Annotated in this window: 18 protein-coding genes, 1 tRNA gene and 2 pseudogenes; 8 read left to right on the plus strand and 13 right to left on the minus strand. The window is 73.9% G+C overall.

Features of this window, described 5'->3' with window-relative positions:
- The first annotated feature begins 63 nt into the window (after positions 1-63).
- Positions 64-948: an oxygenase MpaB family protein gene (locus G7075_RS08075; RefSeq protein WP_166120740.1), complete on the plus strand. Its 885-nt coding sequence runs from the start codon at positions 64-66 to the stop codon at positions 946-948.
- Between the two features lie 21 nt (positions 949-969).
- Here the strand turns inward: G7075_RS08075 and G7075_RS08080 are convergent, their stop codons facing one another.
- The 3 genes from G7075_RS08080 to G7075_RS22655 are packed head-to-tail and all read right to left on the minus strand — an operon-like array spanning position 970 to position 2,944.
- Entirely contained in the window at positions 970-1,434 is a 465-nt protein-coding gene (locus G7075_RS08080; RefSeq protein ID WP_166120743.1) for an SRPBCC family protein, read from the minus strand.
- Positions 1,435-1,463: 29 nt separating this feature from the next.
- A complete protein-coding gene (locus tag G7075_RS08085; RefSeq protein WP_205860652.1) occupies positions 1,464-2,690 on the minus strand; it encodes an O-succinylhomoserine sulfhydrylase in 1,227 nt (408 codons plus the stop codon).
- Positions 2,687-2,944, minus strand: a complete 258-nt coding sequence (locus G7075_RS22655; protein ID WP_371814210.1) for a hypothetical protein — start codon at positions 2,942-2,944, stop codon at positions 2,687-2,689. The genes G7075_RS08085 and G7075_RS22655 overlap by 4 nt, the downstream gene beginning before the upstream one ends.
- A gap of 230 nt (positions 2,945-3,174) precedes the next feature.
- On the opposite strand from G7075_RS22655, the gene G7075_RS08095 reads away from it, so the two are divergent.
- Both G7075_RS08095 and G7075_RS08100 read left to right on the plus strand, forming a co-directional pair.
- Entirely contained in the window at positions 3,175-3,933 is a 759-nt protein-coding gene (locus G7075_RS08095; RefSeq protein ID WP_166120746.1) for a dihydrofolate reductase family protein, read from the plus strand.
- An 81-nt stretch (positions 3,934-4,014) separates the two neighbouring features.
- Positions 4,015-5,451 carry an HNH endonuclease signature motif containing protein gene (locus tag G7075_RS08100; RefSeq protein ID WP_166120749.1) on the plus strand — a complete coding sequence of 479 codons (1,437 nt, stop codon included), beginning with the start codon at positions 4,015-4,017 and terminating at the stop codon, positions 5,449-5,451.
- Positions 5,452-5,470: 19 nt separating this feature from the next.
- Here the strand turns inward: G7075_RS08100 and G7075_RS21055 are convergent.
- Positions 5,471-6,297: pseudogene (locus tag G7075_RS21055) on the minus strand (MBL fold metallo-hydrolase).
- A 20-nt stretch (positions 6,298-6,317) separates the two neighbouring features.
- Between G7075_RS21055 and G7075_RS21060 the strand changes: the two are divergent.
- Positions 6,318-7,463: a GNAT family N-acetyltransferase gene (locus G7075_RS21060; RefSeq protein ID WP_240917978.1), complete on the plus strand. Its 1,146-nt coding sequence runs from the start codon at positions 6,318-6,320 to the stop codon at positions 7,461-7,463.
- A gap of 4 nt (positions 7,464-7,467) precedes the next feature.
- Here the strand turns inward: G7075_RS21060 and G7075_RS08115 are convergent, their stop codons facing one another.
- The gene (locus G7075_RS08115; protein ID WP_166120752.1) at positions 7,468-7,941 is read right to left on the minus strand and encodes a GNAT family N-acetyltransferase; all 474 of its coding nucleotides are present in this window, start codon (positions 7,939-7,941) and stop codon (positions 7,468-7,470) included.
- 42 nt (positions 7,942-7,983) lie between these two features.
- On the opposite strand from G7075_RS08115, the gene G7075_RS08120 reads away from it, so the two are divergent.
- Positions 7,984-8,559: a maleylpyruvate isomerase N-terminal domain-containing protein gene (locus G7075_RS08120; protein ID WP_166120754.1), complete on the plus strand. Its 576-nt coding sequence runs from the start codon at positions 7,984-7,986 to the stop codon at positions 8,557-8,559.
- Positions 8,560-9,089: 530 nt separating this feature from the next.
- Here the strand turns inward: G7075_RS08120 and G7075_RS22660 are convergent.
- From G7075_RS22660 to G7075_RS08160, 8 genes and pseudogenes are all read right to left on the minus strand, one after another.
- Positions 9,090-9,509: a reverse transcriptase-like protein gene (locus tag G7075_RS22660; RefSeq protein ID WP_240918028.1), complete on the minus strand. Its 420-nt coding sequence runs from the start codon at positions 9,507-9,509 to the stop codon at positions 9,090-9,092.
- 34 nt (positions 9,510-9,543) lie between these two features.
- Positions 9,544-9,882, minus strand: a pseudogene (locus G7075_RS22665) (zinc ribbon domain-containing protein); the annotation flags it as partial.
- Positions 9,883-10,238: 356 nt separating this feature from the next.
- Positions 10,239-11,090, minus strand: coding sequence for a Nif3-like dinuclear metal center hexameric protein (locus tag G7075_RS08135; RefSeq protein WP_166120769.1), 852 nt, complete (start codon positions 11,088-11,090; stop codon positions 10,239-10,241).
- A 1-nt stretch (position 11,091) separates the two neighbouring features.
- Positions 11,092-11,164 (minus strand) — tRNA-Val (locus G7075_RS08140).
- Between the two features lie 67 nt (positions 11,165-11,231).
- Positions 11,232-11,711: a peroxiredoxin gene (locus G7075_RS08145; RefSeq protein WP_166120772.1), complete on the minus strand. Its 480-nt coding sequence runs from the start codon at positions 11,709-11,711 to the stop codon at positions 11,232-11,234.
- A gap of 103 nt (positions 11,712-11,814) precedes the next feature.
- Positions 11,815-12,255, minus strand: coding sequence for a DUF3052 domain-containing protein (locus tag G7075_RS08150; protein ID WP_166120775.1), 441 nt, complete (start codon positions 12,253-12,255; stop codon positions 11,815-11,817).
- A gap of 38 nt (positions 12,256-12,293) precedes the next feature.
- Entirely contained in the window at positions 12,294-13,871 is a 1,578-nt protein-coding gene (locus G7075_RS08155) for a PH domain-containing protein (protein ID WP_166120779.1), read from the minus strand.
- An 11-nt stretch (positions 13,872-13,882) separates the two neighbouring features.
- Positions 13,883-14,431: a PH domain-containing protein gene (locus tag G7075_RS08160; RefSeq protein WP_166120782.1), complete on the minus strand. Its 549-nt coding sequence runs from the start codon at positions 14,429-14,431 to the stop codon at positions 13,883-13,885.
- Between the two features lie 70 nt (positions 14,432-14,501).
- Here G7075_RS08160 and fdhD point away from each other — a divergent pair, with 70 nt between their 5' ends.
- From fdhD to G7075_RS08175, 3 genes are all read left to right on the plus strand, one after another.
- On the plus strand, positions 14,502-15,338 hold the full coding sequence (gene fdhD / locus G7075_RS08165; protein ID WP_166120785.1) for a formate dehydrogenase accessory sulfurtransferase FdhD: 837 nt from the start codon (positions 14,502-14,504) through the stop codon (positions 15,336-15,338).
- A 120-nt stretch (positions 15,339-15,458) separates the two neighbouring features.
- Positions 15,459-18,242, plus strand: a complete 2,784-nt coding sequence (gene aceE / locus G7075_RS08170) for a pyruvate dehydrogenase (acetyl-transferring), homodimeric type (RefSeq protein WP_166120788.1) — start codon at positions 15,459-15,461, stop codon at positions 18,240-18,242.
- A 110-nt stretch (positions 18,243-18,352) separates the two neighbouring features.
- A complete protein-coding gene (locus G7075_RS08175; protein ID WP_166120791.1) occupies positions 18,353-18,655 on the plus strand; it encodes a thiamine-binding protein in 303 nt (100 codons plus the stop codon).
- The last annotated feature ends 58 nt before the right edge of the window (positions 18,656-18,713 follow it).

An 18,713-nucleotide genomic window follows, 5' to 3' on the forward strand; every position in this document is an offset into this window, starting at 1 on the left:
CGCGGAGTACCCCGCGTGCGTGACCCGTTGTGCGGGTAGGCAACCCCCGACGGACGGAGCAGCATGAGCGTGGTCGACGACCTCGGACGCAGGGTGCAGCGGCGCCTCGGTGCCGCCCTGCGCGCACGGGTGGCGGGTGACGACGCCTCCGAGCGCGCCGCCGTCATCTGGGGCCGGCCGGGCGAGCGGAGGTTCGGACCGGACGACCCGGTCTGGCGGGTGCACGCCGACGCCTCGATGTTCCCCGGCGGCGTGTGCGCCCTGCTGCTGCAGTCGCTGCACCCGTCGGCCATGGCCGGAGTCGCCGGGCACAGCGGCTACCGCGGCGACCCGTGGGGGCGGCTGCAGCGCACCTCCCACTTCCTCGCGACGACGACCTTCGGCACCGTCGAGGACTCCGACGTCGCGGTGGAGCGGGTCCGGGGCATCCACGAGCGGGTGCGCGGCAAAGATGCCGACGGGGTGCCGTACGCGGCCTCGGACCCGGCCCTGCTCGAGTGGGTGCACCTCGCCGAGGCCTGGAGCTTCCTCGGTGCGTACCAGCGGTACTCGGCGACCCCGCTCACCGACGTGGAGGCCGACCGGTACGTCGAGCAGTCGGGCGTCGTCGCCCGGCAGCTGGGCGCCGTCGAGGTCCCGACCACCGTGGCCGGGCTCGCCGCGGCCCTGGAGGAGCAGCGGGCCGGGCTGCGGGCCACGCCCGCCGCCCGTGACGCCGCACGCTTCCTGCTGCTCGACCCGCCGCTGCCGTGGACCCAGCGCGCGGGCTACGGGCTCATCGCGTCCGGTGGGGTGGCCCTGCTGCCCGACTGGGCACGACGCGAGCTGCGGCTGCCGGTGCCCGCGCCGGTCGCGGGGGCGGCCGGTGTGCTCGGGCTCGTCGGGACGCGTGCGGTGCGCTGGGCGATGGCGGGAGTCGCCGAGGAGCGTCGGGTCGCCTCGGTCTGAGACCCGCCGCGGCGCGAGGGCTCAGCCCTGGGTGACGAGCTCCTCGATGCGCTCGAGGGTGGCCGCCATGTTCTTGCGGGTCATCCCCTCCATCCGGCGCACGACGGGCTTGCTCGTCGTGGCCTCCTGCGAGATGTCCCACGTCTCGGTGACGAGCGTGCCGCCCTCGACCGGTTCGAGCTCGTAGCGCCAGATCCGGCCGCCCACGAGGCTCTTGAGCGCACCACCGGCGAGCGTCTGCCAGGCGATGCGGCGGTTCTCGTCGAACTCGATGACGGTGTTGCTCGTCGAGTACGCGACACCGATCTTCATGTCCATCCCGAACCGGTCGCCGAGGGCGAGGCGGCGCCCGCCGCTGCGGGCGCCCTGCACCGAGCCGCCGCCGTCGATGCGCTGGTGACCGGCGGGGTCCGCGAGCAGGTCGAAGATCGGCTCCGGCGGCGCGGGGATGAGGCGCTGGACGGAGACGGCGTCGCGAGAGGTCATGGCGGTGACGCTAACAGCCGGGTTGCGGGTCAGCCGCGGGTGGCCTCGGCGGCGGCCAGGGCCTGCTCGAGGTCCTCGGCGAGGTCCTGCGGGTCCTCGAGGCCGACCGACAGCCGCACGGTGCCGTCGCTGATGCCCACCGCGGCCCTGGCCTCGGGGGTCAGCCGGCGGTGGGTCGTCGTCGCGGGGTGGGTGGTCAGCGACTTGGCGTCGCCGAGGTTGTTCGAGATGTCGACGAGCCGCAGGGCGTCGAGGAAGGCGAACGCAGCGTCCTTGCCGCCGTCGAGCTCGAGGGTGACGACGGTGCCGGCGCCCCCGTCCATCTGGCGCAGGGCGAGCTCGTGCTGCGGGTGGCTCGGGAGGTACGGGTGGACGACCCGGGTGACACCCCGGCCGTCGCGCTGCCAGCCCTCGAGGGTCCGCGCGAGGTCGAGCGCGGCGGTCGCCATCGCCCGGACCCGCAGGTCGAGGGTCTCCAGGCCCTTGGTCATCACCCAGGCGTTGAACGGCGACATCGACGGGCCGGTGTGCCGCATGAGGTTCTTCACCGGGCCCTCGACGAAGTCGGCGGTGCCGAGGATCGCGCCGCCGAGGGTCCGCCCCTGGCCGTCGATGTGCTTGGTCGCGGAGTAGATGACGACGTCGGCGCCGTGGGCCAGCGGGTGGCTGAACACCGGTGTGCCGAAGACGTTGTCGACGACGACCTGGGCACCGGCGGCGTGCGCGAGCTCGGAGACGGCGGCGATGTCGACGAGCTCCTGCATCGGGTTGCTCGGGGTCTCGAAGAAGACGGCGGTCGTCGGGGTGGCGAGGGCGTCGCGCCACTGGTCGAGGTCGGCGCCGTCGACGAAGACGGTCTCGACGCCCCAGCGCGGCAGGATCTCGTCGAGGATGACGAAGCACGAGCCGAAGAGCGCGCGGCTCGCGACGACCCGGTCGCCGGCACCACAGAGGGCGGCCATCGCCGTGAAGACCGCGGACATGCCCGAGGCGGTGGCGAAGCAGGCCTCGGCGCCCTCGAGGAGGCGCATCCGCTCCTCGAAGACGCTGACCGTGGGGTTGCCGTACCGGCTGTAGATGTAGTGCTCGAGCTCGTCCTTGAACGCGGCCTCGGCCTGCGCCGCGGACTCGTAGACGAAGCCGGAGGTGAGGTACATCGCCTCGGCCGTCTCGTCGAAACCGCTGCGCGCCAGGCCTCCTCGCACCGCGAGGGTGCGCGGACGGAACGACGGGACGCCCGGGTCGGGAGCGGTCACTGCTGCCGCCACGGGAGGCCGTCGTTGCGCCAGCCGGAGACGCTGCGGTGGCCGGCGTGGTCGACCGGGCCCTCGAAGCCCTCGAGCACGTTGTAGGCCGGGCCGAGCCCTGCGGCGGTGGCGGCCTCGGCGGCGGCGACCGAGCGGACCCCGGAGCGGCAGAGGAAGTACACGGGACGGCCGGCGTCGAGCCCGAGGGCGCGCAGCTCGTCGACGAACCGGTCGTTGACGGTCCCCCGGGGAAGCGGCTCCACTCGACGAACGCGACCTCGCGGCCGGACGAGGACAGGTCGGGCACACCGACGTAGGTCCACTCGGCGGTCGTGCGCACGTCGACGAGGACGGCGTCGTCGGGTCCGGTGACCGCGGCGTACGCCTCGGGTGGGGTGACGTCACCTGCGTAGCTCATGCCCCGAGGGTAGGACGGCGGTGGCGGTGGTGTCGGGGCGTCTCGGGTGTCGGTGGGCGTTCCTACCGTGGGGCGATGACCCCGCCCGCGCCGTCCCGGCCGCGCGTCGTCCTCACCACGACGGCCGCGGTCGACGGCCGCATCACCCTCCGGCGCGACCAGCTGCTCCTCGACCCGTCCGTGGGCGAGCGGTGGCGAGCCGCGCTGCCCGCGGACGTCGAGGGGCTCGTCCGGCGGCGGGATGCCCGGGTCGAGGCACAGCACCACCCCACCGTGACGTTGGAGGGCAGCGGAAGCTTCGTGACGGACGACGCGGTGTCGCCCTGGGCGGTCGAGGGCGGACTACGGGACCACCCCGACCACCTGCCGCGCACGGCACCCCGCTGGTTCGCGGTCGTCGACGGGCGGGGTCGGGTCGGGTGGACGTTCACGGGGGACGACGAGACCGCCCTGCTCGTGCTCGTCTGCCGGCGCACTCCCCCGGGCTACCTCGCCCGGCTGCGGGAGCTCGGGGTGGGCTGGCTCGTCTGCGGCGACGACCGGGTCGACCTCGCACGGGCGGTGGGCCGGATGGGCACCGAGCTGGGGGTCCGGGCGGTGCGGGCCGACGGTGGTGGTGGGGTCAACGGCGCGCTGATGCGGGCCGGCCTCGTCGACGAGCTGCACGTCGTCACCGTGCCCGTGCTCGTCGGCGGGCTGGGCACACCGACGTTCCTCGACGGTGAACCGCTGGAGCCCGACGGGGTACCGGTGCGGCTGCGCGTGGTCGGTGCGGAGCACGGCGACGCGGGCTCGGTGTGGACGCACTACGAGGTCGTCGAGGGCGGCACTTGATGTGATCAATTTGCCTCTGCTGGAACCGATCACCTGTGGACAGAGCCTTCCGGATGTGGGCGGTCCGGGGTAGGATGAGGCATGGACAGGGGGACGATCAGCAGCCGCATCGCGGCACTCCGCGAGGAGTGTGCGCGGCTGGGTCGTGAGCTCGCCGAGTCCGGTCGCTCGCTGTCCGCGGAGGAGGCCTTCGAGGTCGCGGGTGAGCTGCAGGGTCTGGCGAACGCGGCGGATGGAGCGGTCGCCGTGGCGGGTGCGTGGGGTGCTCGGGTGGAGACGACGATGCGGTCGGGGTCGTGGGAGCGGGTGCATCCGGTGGGGTTCGTGGATGCGATGGCCGCGACGGAGATGTCGTTGGCGTGCGGGCTGACGGAGGGGGTGGCGGGGCGGAAGGCGGCGTTGGGTGCGGTGCTCGGTGAGCGGTTCCCGATGACCCGTGACCTGCTCCTGTCCGGTGACCTCGCCGCCGTCAACGCCCAGAAGGTCGTCGACGCCTGCGCTGGGTTGGACGTCGAGGCCTGTGTGAAGGTCGACGCCGAGCTGGCGCCGCGGCTGCCCGTGATGGACCCGGCCCGCGTCACGTCGGAGGCGCGTCGCGTGGCGACCCGGGTGGCTGGGGACCAGGTCGCTGCATACGTGGCCTTGCGGAAGCGGGGTCGGTGCGTGGAGGTCCGTCCCGGGGAGGACGGGTTGACCGACTGGTTCGCCTCGCTCCCGACGGCGACGTCGGCGGCGATGTGGTCGGCCGTCGAGAAGCTGGCCGGTGAGTACCGGCAGGTCGACGACACGCTGACGGTGCGGGAGTCGTGCGCGGATGCCCTGACCGATCTGGTGCTGCGGAACGTGACCGTGTCCGCGCAGGTCACCCTCGGCGTGCCCGTCGTCACCGACCGTCCGGCACCGGAGGCTGCTGCTGGGGAACGCTTCCGGGTGGAGTGGGACGACGACGAGACGATCATCGACGCCCCCACGGGTGCAGAGGTCCGCTACGGCGACCTCGACCCCGCCAGCCGTGAAGCCCTCTCCTGGGTCACCGAGCCGGCTGAGCTCGACGGGGACTGCGCGGACCTCATGGCCGAGGTGTCCCCCGGGTTCGCCGTCTCCGGGACCCACCTGCCGAACCTCGGCTGGGTCGAGCCAGCCACCCTCGCGAACCTCCTCAAGCTCCTCCCGATGGACGTCGCGCGAGCCGTCCTCGAGGCCGACACCGGCACCCTCGCCTCGGTCAACACCACCGCGTATCGACCACCCAAGGCGATCGCCGACTTCGTCAAGACCCGCGACGGGACCTGCCGGATGTGGGGCTGCACCAGGCCCGCAGCCGCCTGCGACCTCGACCACGTCCGAGCCTGGCCGGACGGTGCCACCGCCCCGGAGTGCCTGGAGTGCCTCTGCCGGCGGCATCACCGCTTCAAGCAACAAGCCCGCTGGCGACCCGTCCTCGCCCCCGACGGCACCATCACCTGGCACGGCCCCCACGGCACCACCCGCAGCACCGAACCCCAGCACCGCACCTGACGGGCGGAAGCCCGGAGCCTCAGCGGGCGGCGGCCTGCTGCTGGTTGGAGCGGTGCGGGCCGGCGAGCCAGTCCTGCTCGAGCAGCCGCGCGTCGTCCGGCTCCTCACCCCGCCGCAGCGCGTCGAGGTAGGCCCGGTCCGCGGCGAACCGCTCCCCCACCCCGGCACCCCGCGCGACGGACCCGTGACCGGGCACGACGACGTCGACACGGCGGGCAGCCTCCTCCAGCCGGTCCAGCGCCTCCGCGTACGCCTGCACCTGACCGGGCCGGCGCGGGTCGAGCATCGGGATGAGGCGGTCGGACAGCATGTCGCCGGCCAGCAGCACTCCGCGGTCGGCGAGCAGCAGCGCGGCGTGGCCCAGGGCGTGGGCATCGTGGGCCACGACCTCGCCCGGCAGGTGTCCGCCGTCCTCCGGCAGCGCCGTCACCAGGGCCACGAGGTCGACGGGCACCCCGGTGGTGCTCTGCTCCGCCATCTCGGCCGCACGCGCGCGGACCCCGGGGCGGCCACCGCGGAGGCGGGCATCGCGTACCTCGGGACGTCTCCGAGGCGCGGGTGCCAGAGCAGGTGGTCCCAGTGCAGGTGCGTCGAGAACCCGGCGACGACCGGGACGCCGAGACCCTCGATGTCGTCGGCCAGCTCGTCGAGGTCGGCGCCGCTGATACCGGGGTCGACGACGACGAGCCCGTCGTCACCGCGCACCACCACCGCGTTGCTCCACACCCACTCGCTCTGCCGGACCCACACCCCGTCGGCGACCTCGTCGATCATCGGGCCACCCTCGCAGGTCACGAAACCGACCGGAAGGCCTCGGCGAGCCGAAAGGCGTTGCGCACGAACCATCCCTCGGGCAGCGTGGCGCCGTGGACACCCCCACCCTCGACACCGCCCGCCTCCTCCTGCGCCCCCTCGCCGACGCCGACGCCGAGGAGCTCTTCGCCCTGCAGAGCGACGCGGAGGCGCTCCGGTTCTGGGACGACCCGCCGTGGACCGACCCGGCACGCGCGGCGCGCTTCATCGAGACCAGCCGGACCATGGCCGACGAGGGCTCGGGCGTCCGGCTGGTCCTCGAGCGAGCGGAGGACGGCGCCTTCGTCGGGTGGTGCGGTCTGAGCAGGTTCGACCCCGCGCACCGCAGCGCCACCCTCACCCTGTGCCTGACCCCGGCGTCCTGGGGTCGGGGGTACGCGACGGAGGCCACTGCCGTGCTGCTCGACTGGGCGTTCGACACCCTCGACCTCAACCGCGTCCAGGCCGAGTGCGACACCCGCAACGACGCCTGCGCCCGCGTCCTCGCGAAGGTCGGCTTCGTGCGCGAGGGCACGCTGCGCGAGGACTGCGTCGTCGACGGCGTGGTCTCCGACTCCTGGGTCTTCGGCCTCCTGCGTCGCGACCGGGACACGGCGCGCGACAGCGCGCCCGCCGACTCCCCGAGCACCTCCGGGCACGGCCCGACCCCCTTCAGCGACAAGCCGACCCTCGTGGGCGAGCTCGTCACCCTGCGCCCCGCCCGGGCCGAGGACGCCGACGCGCTCGACCGGATCATCCGCGAGGACGACGAGGTCGCCGTGCTGACCGGCTCCGTGCACGACAGCCGGGCCCCCGTGTCCGGCCCGCCGATCGAGGAGCTGCGCGAGGTCTACGGCCGCTGGGCCGCCGCCGACGACCGCCTCGTCCTCGCGGTGCTCGACAACGTCGACGGGGCCGTCGTCGGCGAGGTGGTGCTCAACGACTGGGACCCCGGCAACCGGTCGTGCGGCTTCCGGACCTTCGTCGGCGCACGCGGTCGGGGCCGCGGTCTCGGCACCGAGGCGACCCGGCTCGTCGTCGGGCACGGGCTCGGGCCGATGGGGATGCACCGCATCCACCTCGAGGTCTACGACACCAACCCGCGGGCGCGGCACGTCTACGAGAAGGTCGGCTTCGTCCACGAGGGCACCGGGCGCGACGCGCTGCTCCTCGACGGGCGCTGGGTCGACGTGCACTTCATGGCCGTCCTCGGCCACTGACCCGTCAGCGGAGGTCGAGCTCCAGGACCCTCAGCGCCGGGTGGGGCGGGAACAGTGACCACGACACTTCGTCGGTCACCACCCAGGATCGCCTCTCGTAGAACCGGATCGCACGGCGGTTGTCCTCGAACACCCTGAGCCAGGCCCGGCGGTGACCCTCCGAGCGGATCACGTCCACCAGCTCGTCGTGGACCCGGCCGGCCAGCCCGCTCCCCCACGTCGAACGGGCGGTGCCGAGGTGGAAGAGCTCGGAGCCCCGGGTCGCCGCGAACCCGACGAGCGCCCCGTCCTCCTCCGCCGCGAACGAGCGGATCGTCGGGTCGGCGAGCTCGTGCACCCACCGGGCGCGGACCTCCGCCGCCGGGAACGGGTGCTCCTCCTGCGGGAAGATGTGCCCCAGCGCCGCGACGGCCCCCTCCTCCTGGAGCGGCAGGAGCGCGTCGAGGTCGTCGAGCCGCAGCGGTCGCAGGAGGGGCACGCCCTCGACGGTAGCCGTCGCACGTCGGTGCGAGGCTGGGGCATGTCCTTCACCGTTCCCCACGACGAGGGCGTCGCGGCGTTCCTCCCCGCTGTCGAGGCCTTCGTGCAGGCGGCCCTCGCTCTCGACGAGCTCGACCTCCTCGCCGCGTCCCGGTGCCACGGCTGGACCCGCTTCGACGTCGTCGACCACGTCCTCGCCGGATGGCGCGAGCTGCTCGGCGGGATGGCCGCCCGGACCCCCGGACCCGCGACGGTCGACGCCGTCACGTACTGGACGGGCTGGGGCGAGGACCACGCCGACGACGACCCCGTGCTCGTGCTCATGTCCGAGCGCCGGCACGCGGACGCCCATCCCCGCCCCTCGGCCGCGGTCGGCGCGCTCCGGGAGGTCGCGGGGCAGCTGCGGCTCGTCACGACCTCGCTGCCGGACGGCCACCACGCCTTCCAGGGGCAGGTGCTGACCAGCGGCGACCTGCTCGCCACCTGGGCGGTCGAGACCGTCGTGCACCAGCGCGACCTCGGCACCGGCACACCCTTGCCGGCGCCCGCCCTCGACCTCGCCCGGCGCACCGCGGCCGACGTGCCCGACCTCGGCCGCGCCCTCGACGACCGGTGAGGAGAGGGCGCTACGTCAGGTGCGGTTGGTGAAGGCCACCGAGACGTCGTCGCCCGGCCAGACCTCGACCCCCGCGAGCGAGCCGGCGGCCACGGCCAGCCGGCCCCACCGCTCGCGCGGCATCCCCAGCACGTGACCGAGGACGGCCCGCACGGTGTCGGCGCCGCAGACGACGACGGTCGTGCCACCGCGGGCGACGACGGCCGCCCAGGCCGCGGCCGCACCCTCGGGCGACCACGAGGCGTCGACGACGGAGTCGGCCCCGAGCACGTCGCCCACCTCGGCGGCGGTCTCGACGGCCTCGTCCGACGGGTCGGTGAGCAGGCAGCGCGGAGCCCCGCCGAGCAGGCGCTGGACCGCGGCAGCCGCCGACCGGGCCCCCTCGCCGGTGGCCGCCGCGACGAGCACGACCCGCACGGGTGTGCCCTGCCGGACGGGCACCGGGGCGCAGGCGCCGGACGCCTCGGGCCCGGTGCCGGTGTCCGCCACGGCCGCGTCACCTGCGTCACCGTCGAGCCGACGGTCGATGGTCAGCCCGTCCATGCCGTCGTTCGACAGGGCGTCGGCGTCCTTGTTCTCGGCGCGGGGGATCCACTCGTAGCGCACCGACCCCCGGCCTCGCGGATGGTGCCGGCCACCTCGCGGGCCTGCAGCGCGAGCCGGCGCATGTCCTCGTGCTTGATCTTCCAGGTGCCCGACATCTGCTCGACGACGAGCTTGGAGTCCATCCGCACGAGGACCTCGGCGGCGGGGTCGATGCGGACGACGGCCTCGAGGCCCGCGATGAGCCCGCGGTACTCGGCGACGTTGTTCGACACCTTGCCCAGCGGCTCGGCCCGCTCGGCGAGCACCACCCCGGTGGCGGTGTCGCGCACGAGCGCGCCGTAGCCGGCGACTCCCGGGTTGCCGCGCGACCCGCCGTCGGCCTCGACGGTGAGCCGCCGGGTCACAGCCCCGACTCGGGGTCCGGACGAGGATGCGGTTGCACTCCTCGCAGCGCACGACCTCGTCCTCGTCGGCGGAGCGGATGCGCTGGATCTCGACCGGGTTCAGCTCGAGCTGGCACCCGCCGCACCGGCGCTGGCGCAGGGCGGCCGCCCCGGTGCCCGAGCTGGCGCGGATCTTCTCGTAGAGGGCCACGAGGTCGGCGCCGACCTCGTCGACGATGCCGTCGCGGGGCGCGACGACGCCGGCCTCCTCGGCCGCGAGCCGCTCGAGGGCGTCGTCGCGGTCGGCCTCGAGCCGGCTGATGCGCTCGGAGAGCTCGGCCATGCCGCGCTCGAGCTCGGCGACGTCGTGCTCGGCGTCCTCGGCGCGCTCCATCACCTCGAGCTCGACCTCCTCGAGCTCGCCCTGCCGGCGGGCGAGGGACTCGAGCTCGTGCTGGATGGCCTGGAGGTCCTTCGCGGTGCCGGTGCCGGCGTCGAGGCGCGCGCGGTCGCGGGCGGCACGGTCGCGGACGAGCTGCACGTCGGCCTCGGACTTCGCGACCTCGCGCTGGATGTCGCCCAGCTCGGTGCGCGAGCGGACCAGCTGGTCGTCGAGGAGGCGGGCCTTGCCCTCGAGGTCGGCGAGCTCGGCGAGCTGCGGCAGACTGCGCCGCGCGTGGGCGATCTGGCCGAGCCGCGTGTCGATGGCCTGGAGGTCGAGCAGCCGCTGCTGGCGGGCGGACTCGGCTCTCACGGGGTACCTCCTCCGTCGGCACCGACGACGAACGTCCAGGGGTCGGTGCGCACTGTGCTGATGTGGGTCTCCACCCTAGTCACGTCGTCACCGAGGCCCGCGCGCAGTGCCCGGTCGGCCCGGGCCAGCCACACCTGCTCGCTCGCCCAGTGCCCGGCGTCGACGAGGTACGGGACGCCGCCGCGCGCCTCCTCGCGGGCCTCGAGCACCGGGTGGTGGCGCAGGTCGGCGGTGACGTAGACGTCGGCTCCCGCTTCGCGCGCCGCGTCGAACAGGTCGTCCCCGGCCCCGCCGAGCACCGCGACCCGGCGCACCGGGGCATCGGGCGGACCGGCCACCCGCACGCCCCCGGCGGTCGGGCGCAGGTGCACCGCCAGGTCCTGGACGAAGCGCCGCAGCGACAGCACCTCCGGCAGGTCGCCCACGCGCCCCATCGGCTGCCCCTCCGACCGGGTCAGCGGCTCGGTGTGCCCCAGGCCGCACGCCCCGGCGAGCGCCTCGCAGACCCCGTCGGCGGCGACGTCGGCGTTCGTGTGCGCGACGTAGAGGGCGACGTCGCCGACGACGAGCCCCGTGACCGTCGCGCCCTTGGCCGACGTGGTCGCGACCGAGTGCACACCGTGCAGCAGCAGCGGGTGGTGGGTGACGAGGAGGTCGGCACCGAGCTCGCGGGCCTCCTCGACGACGGCCAGGGTCGGGTCGACGGCGAGGTGGATGCGCCGCACCGGCTGGTCGGGGTCGCCGGTGACCAGGCCGACCCGGTCCCACGACTGGGCGCTCTCGGGCGGGTAGAGGCGGGCGAGGACGTCGAGCACCTCGCGCAGGGTCAGCGGGGTGTCGTCGCTCATGTGGGCCCGGCCGGGATCGAACCGACGACCGACGCGGTGTAAACGCGGCGCTCTACCAGCTGAGCTACAGGCCCCTGGCGGCCACCGACCCACGGGCGCGGCGACCGACCGCGGACATCATGGCAGGTCGGTGCGGAGCCGTCAGCCGACGAGGGCGGCGACCTCGGAGGGCAGGGCGGAGAAGTCGCGGCGCTCCCCGGGGCCGTTGACCAGCGTCCAGGCGATGCGCCCCGAGCGGTCGACGAGGAAGGTGCCGCGCTGGGCCGCGCCGGTGGTCTCGTTGAGCACCCCGAAGGCGCGCGCCACGGACCCGTGCGGCCACGCGTCGGACAGGAGCGGGAAGAAGTAGCCCTGGATGTCGGCCCAGGCCCGGACGCTGAAGACCGCGTCGCACGAGATGCAGACCACCTGCAGGTCGTCGGAGACGAACCGCTCGAGGTGGTCGCGGATCTCGTCGAGCTCGCCGGTGCAGATGCCCGAGAAGGCCCACGGGTAGAAGACGACGACCACGTTCTTGTCGGCCGTGAGCTCCGAGAGCGTGACGTCGGTACCGTTCTGGTCCCGGAGGGTGAAGTCCGGGGCGAGGTCGCCGACGGCGAGCGGGAGGGGCGCTGCGGTCATGGGATCATCCTGCCATTCCCAGCGGACTCCGGCGCCCCCGGACCCCGATACCCCCCGTGGTGTGCATCCCCGCACGGCGGCGGTCGGTGGCGGTCGGCAGCCGTCAGCGGCGGCCGCCGCGCGGGGCGACGAGCTTGTGCGCCCGCCAGCCCTCCGCGGCGTTGAACGTGCCGGCGAGGTGCAGGCCGGTGACGACCGCCGCCTCGTCGATGTCGCTGGGGTCGACCTCGCCGTCCTCACCGCGCGGCGTCAGCAGCACGACGAAGCCACCGTCGTCGAGGACCCCCACCATGTCGACGAGCGCGTCGCCGAGGTCGCCGTCCTCGGAGCGGAACCACAGCAACACGGCGTCGGCGACGCCGGTGTACTCGTCGTCCTCGATCTCGGCGCCGCAGACGTCCTCGACGGCGAAGCGGAAGGGGTCGTCGACGTCGTCGTCCCAGCCGAACTCCTGGACGACCTGCTCGGGGGCGAACCCGAGCCGCTCCACGGCTGAGGTCACGGTCGAGCCGGGGTCCACCGGGGGTGGGGCGGGGGTGTTCACGCGGTCAAACCTCTCATGGTCGGATGCCCTGCAGGGACCTAGTCCACCAACGGAGCCGGGTCGGGTGCAAGAGGCTCGCCCGCGCGGGCCGCGGCGTCCCGGCCGGACGGGGTGACGGCGCGGCGCGCCTCCCGGGCCCGCTCCCCCACGACGTCGAGGAAGCGCTCGGCCCCCACCGCGTCGAGGTGCGGGACGGAGGCGTCGACCGGGCCGGGGGTGGAGACGACGGTGGCGCTGACCAGCCCGAGCCGCGACTGCAGCGGGCCCTGGTGCAGCGCCAGCGACTGGACGCGCGCGTGCGGCACGACGACGGCCCGGCGGGTCCAGCGGCCCCGCCGCACGTAAAGGGAGTGGGCGGCCAGCGCGTAGCCGGTGCGCCGCCACGACCACGGGTCGAGCCAGCGGGCGGACTCGGGCGGACCGGTCCAGCCGGGCTCGCCGCCGTCGCCGTGCAGCGCCTCGAGCAGCACCGGGTCCTCGGGGTGCGCGCCGAGCGCGGAGAGCACGGTCATCGCCTCCGCCGAGGTACCGACGGGCAGGAGCACGGTCTCGGTGTCGTCGCCGTCGCCGCCGGTGTGGACCCCCGCGACGTTGACGCGCACGCGCCACCAGCCCCACGGGCGCCACCACAACGGCTGGAGCACCTCGACGGCCTGGACGCGGTGCAGCGGCACGGTGGCGTTGCGCAGGTCGGTGAGCCCGTGCCGCACGCGCAGGGCCGTGGCCGTGCGACCGATCGCGAAGTTGCCGTGGACGAGGAGCTCCTTGACCCGGCTCGCCGCGAGCCCGAAGACGACGGGGACCATCGCCGGAGCGGCGGCGAGCACCTTGAGCCCGGCCTCGGCGATGCCGACGGTCAGGGCCGCGGCGACGAGCAGGATGCCGAGGACGATGGTCGAGCCGTGGAGGATCGTCGCGACGAAGAGCCGGCCGTTGGGGACCCGCACGAGCGGGCGGGCCTCCTCGTGGCCGGCACCCACCGGGCCTGCGGGGAGGACGCCGGAGCCGGGCTCCGTGCCGATGGCACCCGGGGCGCCGGACTGCATCGACCCGGGCGCGTGCTGCGGCGCGCCCCGCTCGTCGGAGCGGCCGGCGAGGTCGAGGAGGTGGGCGCGCAGCTCCTCGGCCCGGTCGGCGGCGAGGAACGCGAGCGTCAGGTGGGAGTCCGAGCCCCCGGCCGACTGGACGACGACCTGGCTCAGCCCGAGCAGCCGGGCGAGGATCGGGCGCGTCGTCTCGACGGCCTGGACCCGCTCGAGCGGCACCTGCCGGTGCTGGCGGAACAGCACGCCCGAACGCAGCTCGACCTGGCCGCCGTCCACCCGGAAGCGCGAGAAGCGCCAGCTGACCCAGCTGACACCGCCCACCACCGCGATGACGAACACGAGGGCACCGAGGGCCAGCAGCGGGTGCGAGGTGATCGACCACCCGCCGTCCGGCTCCTCACCGCCGGCCCCCGGGATGTACTGCTCCGGGTCGAAGGACTGGAAGACCGAGTCGACGAGCTGGCTGACGACGTAGCCGAGCACCGCGAGCAGCACGACGCCGCCGCGCAGCAGCGGGGAGAGCGGGTGCAGCCGCTGCCAGCCGTCGTCCGCCGTGCCCCCCGGTGCCACGTGCGCCTCCGTCACAGGCCCGCCCGTTGCGCCTCGCCACGGGCGGCGAGCCGGGCGCGCAGGGCCTCGGCCTCGGCGGTCGGCAGGCCCGGCAGCGACCCGCCGCTCTCGGGCGAGGCGGTGTGGATCTCGCACGAGGCGATGCCGAAGGCCCGGGCGAGCGGGCCGGACTGGATGTCGACGTACTGCAGCCGCCCGTAGGGGACGCTCGACAGGCTGCGGAAGAGCCGGCCCTTGCGGATGACGATCTCCTCGTCGAGCTCGACCCACGAGATGGCCGACACCTGGCGCCGGATGACCCAGAGCCCCCAGAGGCCGCCGACGACGAGGGCCACGGTCCCCAGCCACACCCACGACGTGACGAGCAGGGCCACGACGACGGTGGCCAGCAGCGGCACGACGAGCACGGCCCCGAGCACGATGAGCCGCACGGTGGCCAGCGCGGGCGCCACCGGTCGCCAGCCGAGGTCGCCGCCGCGCAGCGTCACGGCCGGGTCGGTGCCGGTGACGGGTCGGGCGGGCGGCACGGGGGGCTGGCTCGGCGGGGCCGGGTCGGTCATGGCTCCCAGTCTGCCCCAGCGTCCCGACGCGTCCGGGCCCACCCGGCCCCGGGTGTGTTTGGATGCGCTCATGGGCCGGGTGACCACACGGGTGCCCCGTACGCGCGTCGACGTCGCGCGCGACGGGGCCGTCGTCCGCCCCGACACGGTCGCCGTCGAGGAGCCCCTCGAGGTCCGGGTCGGCGAGGCACCGGTCACCACGACGATGCGCACCCCCGGCGACGACTTCGACCTCGCCCTCGGCCACCTCCTCACCGAGGGGATGATCGGCTCGGCCCACGACGTCGCGACGATGATGCACTGCACCGACCTCGGCCCTGACGGCTCGCCGACCTTCAACGTCGTCGAGGCCGCCCTCTCCCCCGGCGTGGCCCTCCTGCGGCCGGCGCGCGAGCGCACCGAGACGATGACCAGCGCCTGCGGGGTCTGCGGCGCCGCCTCCCTCGACGCCGTCCGCACCGCGAGCCGGTTCGACGTCGCCGCCGACCCGGTCACGCTCGACGCGGCGGTGCTCGCCGGCCTCCCCGACGCCCTCCGCGAGCACCAGCCGGTCTTCGAGCGCACCGGCGGGGTGCACGCCGCGGCGCTCGCCACCCCGGACGGCGCGCTGCTCGCCGTGCGCGAGGACGTCGGCCGGCACAACGCCGTCGACAAGGTCGTCGGCGCCCTGGCCCGCGAGCGCGAGCTGCCCCTCGCCGGAACGGTGCTCGTCGTCAGCGCCCGGGCCAGCTTCGAGATCGTCCAGAAGGCGGCCGTCGTCGGCATCCCGGCGGTCGTCGCCGTGGGCGCCCCGACCTCGCTCGCCGTCGAGCTCGCCGGGGACGCCGGCATCACCCTCCTGGCCTTCACCCGCGAGCAGCGGTTCTCGGTCTACGCCCGCCCCGACCGGGTCGTCGGCACCGCCTGAGATGCGACGTACCGTCCAGTAGCCCGCCCCGGATTGTGACGCGGGCCTCGCGTGGGTGAAGGATGGGCGGACCGGCCCCCGAACCGGGGCGCGGTCAGCGACTTCTGAAAGGACGTGCGCGTGGCCCTCCACGAAGACGTCGGTCCGATCCTCAACGGCATCCCGACGCACCTGCCGGACATCGACCCGACCGAGACCGACGAGTGGCTCGACAGCCTCGACGCGGTCATCGACGGACCGGGCCGGATGCGTGCGCGCTACCTCATGCTGCGCCTCCTCGAGCGGGCCCGCGCCATGCAGGTGGGCGTGCCGTCGCTGACGACGACCGACTACGTCAACACGATCAGCCCCGAGCAGGAGCCGTGGTTCCCGGGCGACGAGGACGTCGAGCGCCGCTTCCGCGCCCTGCTGCGCTGGAACGCCGCGATGGTCGTGCACCGCGCACAGAAGCCCGGCATCGGCGTCGGGGGGCACATCTCCACCTACGCGTCGGCCGCGACGCTCTACGAGGTGGGGATGAACCACTTCTTCCGCGGCAAGGACCACCCCGGCGGCGGCGACCACATCTTCTTCCAGGGCCACGCCTCCCCCGGCATGTACGCCCGGGCCTTCCTCGAGGGCCGGATCAGCGAGGACCGCCTCGACGGGTTCCGGCAGGAGCACAGCCACATCGTCGACGGCGAGCCGCTCGCCCTGCCGAGCTACCCGCACCCGCGGCTCATGCCCGACTTCTGGGAGTTCCCGACGGTGTCGATGGGCCTGGGCCCGATGAACGCCATCCACCAGGCGCAGTTCGACAAGTACCTCCACAACCGGGGCATCAAGGACACCAGCCAGCAGCACACCTGGGCCTTCCTCGGCGACGGCGAGATGGACGAGCCCGAGTCGCGCGGCCTGCTCCAGCTGGCCGCCCAGGAGGAGCTCGACAACCTCACCTTCGTCGTCAACTGCAACCTCCAGCGGCTCGACGGCCCGGTGCGCGGCAACGGCAAGATCGTCCAGGAGCTCGAGGCCTTCTTCCGGGGTGCGGGCTGGAACGTCATCAAGGTCGTCTGGGGCCGCGGCTGGGACCCGCTGCTCGCGGCCGACGGCGACGGTGCCCTCGTCCACCTCATGAACTCCACGTCGGACGGCGACTACCAGACCTTCCGGGCCAACGACGGCAAGTACGTCCGCGACCACTTCTTCGACCGCGACCCGCGCACGCGCAAGCTCGTCGAGGACTGGTCCGACGAGGACATCTGGTGGAAGCTCAAGCGCGGCGGCCACGACTACCGCAAGGTCTACGCGGCCTACAAGGCGGCGATGGGCCACACCGGCCAGCCGACCGTCGTCCTCGCGAAGACGATCAAGGGCTACGGCCTGGGCCAGAGCTTCGCCGGGCGCAACGCGACCCACCAGATGAAGAAGCTCACCCTCGACGACCTGAAGAACCTGCGCGACAGCCTCGGCATCCCCGTCGACGACGCCCGGCTCGAGAAGGACCCGTACAACGCGCCGTACTTCCACCCCGGCGCCGACGACGAGGTCATCCAGTACGCGCTCGAGCGGCGGCGCAAGCTCGGCGGCGGTCTGCCGGAGCGGCGTTCGAAGCACATCCCCATCCACCTGCCCGACGGCTCGGCCTACGCGCAGGTGAAGAAGGGCTCGGGCAAGCAGGAGGTCGCCACGACGATGGCGTTCGTCCGGCTGCTCAAGGACCTCATGCGCGACAAGGAGTTCGGCAGCCGGATCGTGCCGATCATCCCCGACGAGGCCCGCACCTTCGGGATGGACAGCTTCTTCTCGACGATCAAGATCTACAACCCGCACGGCCAGCGCTACACGCCGGTCGACGCCGAGCTGATGCTCGCCTACCGCGAGGCGACCGACGGCCAGATCCTGCACCTCGGCATCAACGAGGGCGGGTCGATGGCGGCCTTCACGGCGGTCGGGTCGAGCTACGCCACGCACGGCGAGCCGATGATCCCGATCTACGTCTTCTACTCGATGTTCGGGTTCCAGCGCACCGGCGACTCCATCTGGGCGGCCGCCGACCAGATGACCCGCGGCTTCCTCATCGGGGCCACGGCCGGCCGCACCACGCTCACCGGCGAGGGCCTGCAGCACGCCGACGGGCACAGCCCGCTGCTCGCGTCGACGAACCCGGCCGTCGTGCACTACGACCCGGCGTTCGCCTTCGAGATCGCGCACATCGTGCAGGACGGCCTGCACCGCATGTACGGCACCGACGACTCGCTCACCGACACCGAGCGCAACGTCATCTACTACCTCACGGTCTACAACGAGCCGATGCGCCAGCCGGCCGAGCCCGAGGGCCTCGACCGTGAAGGCGTCATCAAGGGCATGTACCTGTACGCCGAGGGGTCGACCGAGGGCCTGCCCGAGGATGCACCCCGCGTGCAGCTGCTCGCCTCCGGCGTCGGGATGCCGTGGGCGCTCGAGGCCCAGGACCTGCTGCGCAACGACTGGCACGTCGCCGCCGACGTCTGGTCGGTGACGTCCTGGAACGAGCTGCGGCGCGACGGGCTGCGCTGCGACGAGGCCGCCTTCCTCCACCCGGAGGCCGAGGCGCCGGTGCCGTGGGTGACGCAGAAGCTGCGTGACCGCCAGGGCCCCGTCGTCGCCGTGTCCGACTACATGCGGGCGGTCCAGGACCAGATCCGCCAGTGGGTGCCCGGCGACTTCTCCTCGCTCGGCGCCGACGGCTTCGGGTTCTCCGACACCCGTCCCGCCGCCCGCCGGTACTTCCACATCGACGGTCCGTCGATGGCGGTGCGCGCCCTCCAGGCGCTCGCCGACCGCGGCGAGGTCGAGCGGTCGGTGCCCCTCGAGGCCGCCCGCCGCTACCGGCTGCACGACGTGACGGCCGGCGCCTCGGGCAACGCGGGCGGCGAGAGCTGACCCCCGCCCCACCCACCCGACCCGTCGAGTGAACAGAACACGCCGTGTGCGCACCGTCGCACACGGCGTGTTCTCTACTCTCGACGGATGAGCACCCGAGGAGCCGCCCGATGATCGTCGCGTTCAGCATCGCCCCCGCGAGCCCGGACGACACCGGCTCGTACGCCGAGGCCGTCGCCGAGGCGGTCGGCATCGTCCGGGCCTCCGGGCTGCCGCACGAGACGAACTCGATGTTCACCAACCTCGAGGGCGAGTGGGACGAGGTGATCGGCGTGCTCAAGCAGTGCGTCGACGCGATGACCGCCCGCCACCCGCGGGTCTCGCTCGTCGTCAAGGCCGACATCCGGCCCGGGCACACCGGGATGCTCGAGTCGAAGGTCCGGCGCATCGACGAGGTGCTCGGCGAGGCCTGACCCCACCGGCCGGCTCGACCAAGGGTCTGCGCCGGACCACCCGACTTGGGAAGTATGC

The organism is Phycicoccus sp. HDW14 (genome assembly GCF_011383005.1).
Lineage (GTDB): Bacteria > Actinomycetota > Actinomycetes > Actinomycetales > Dermatophilaceae > Phycicoccus.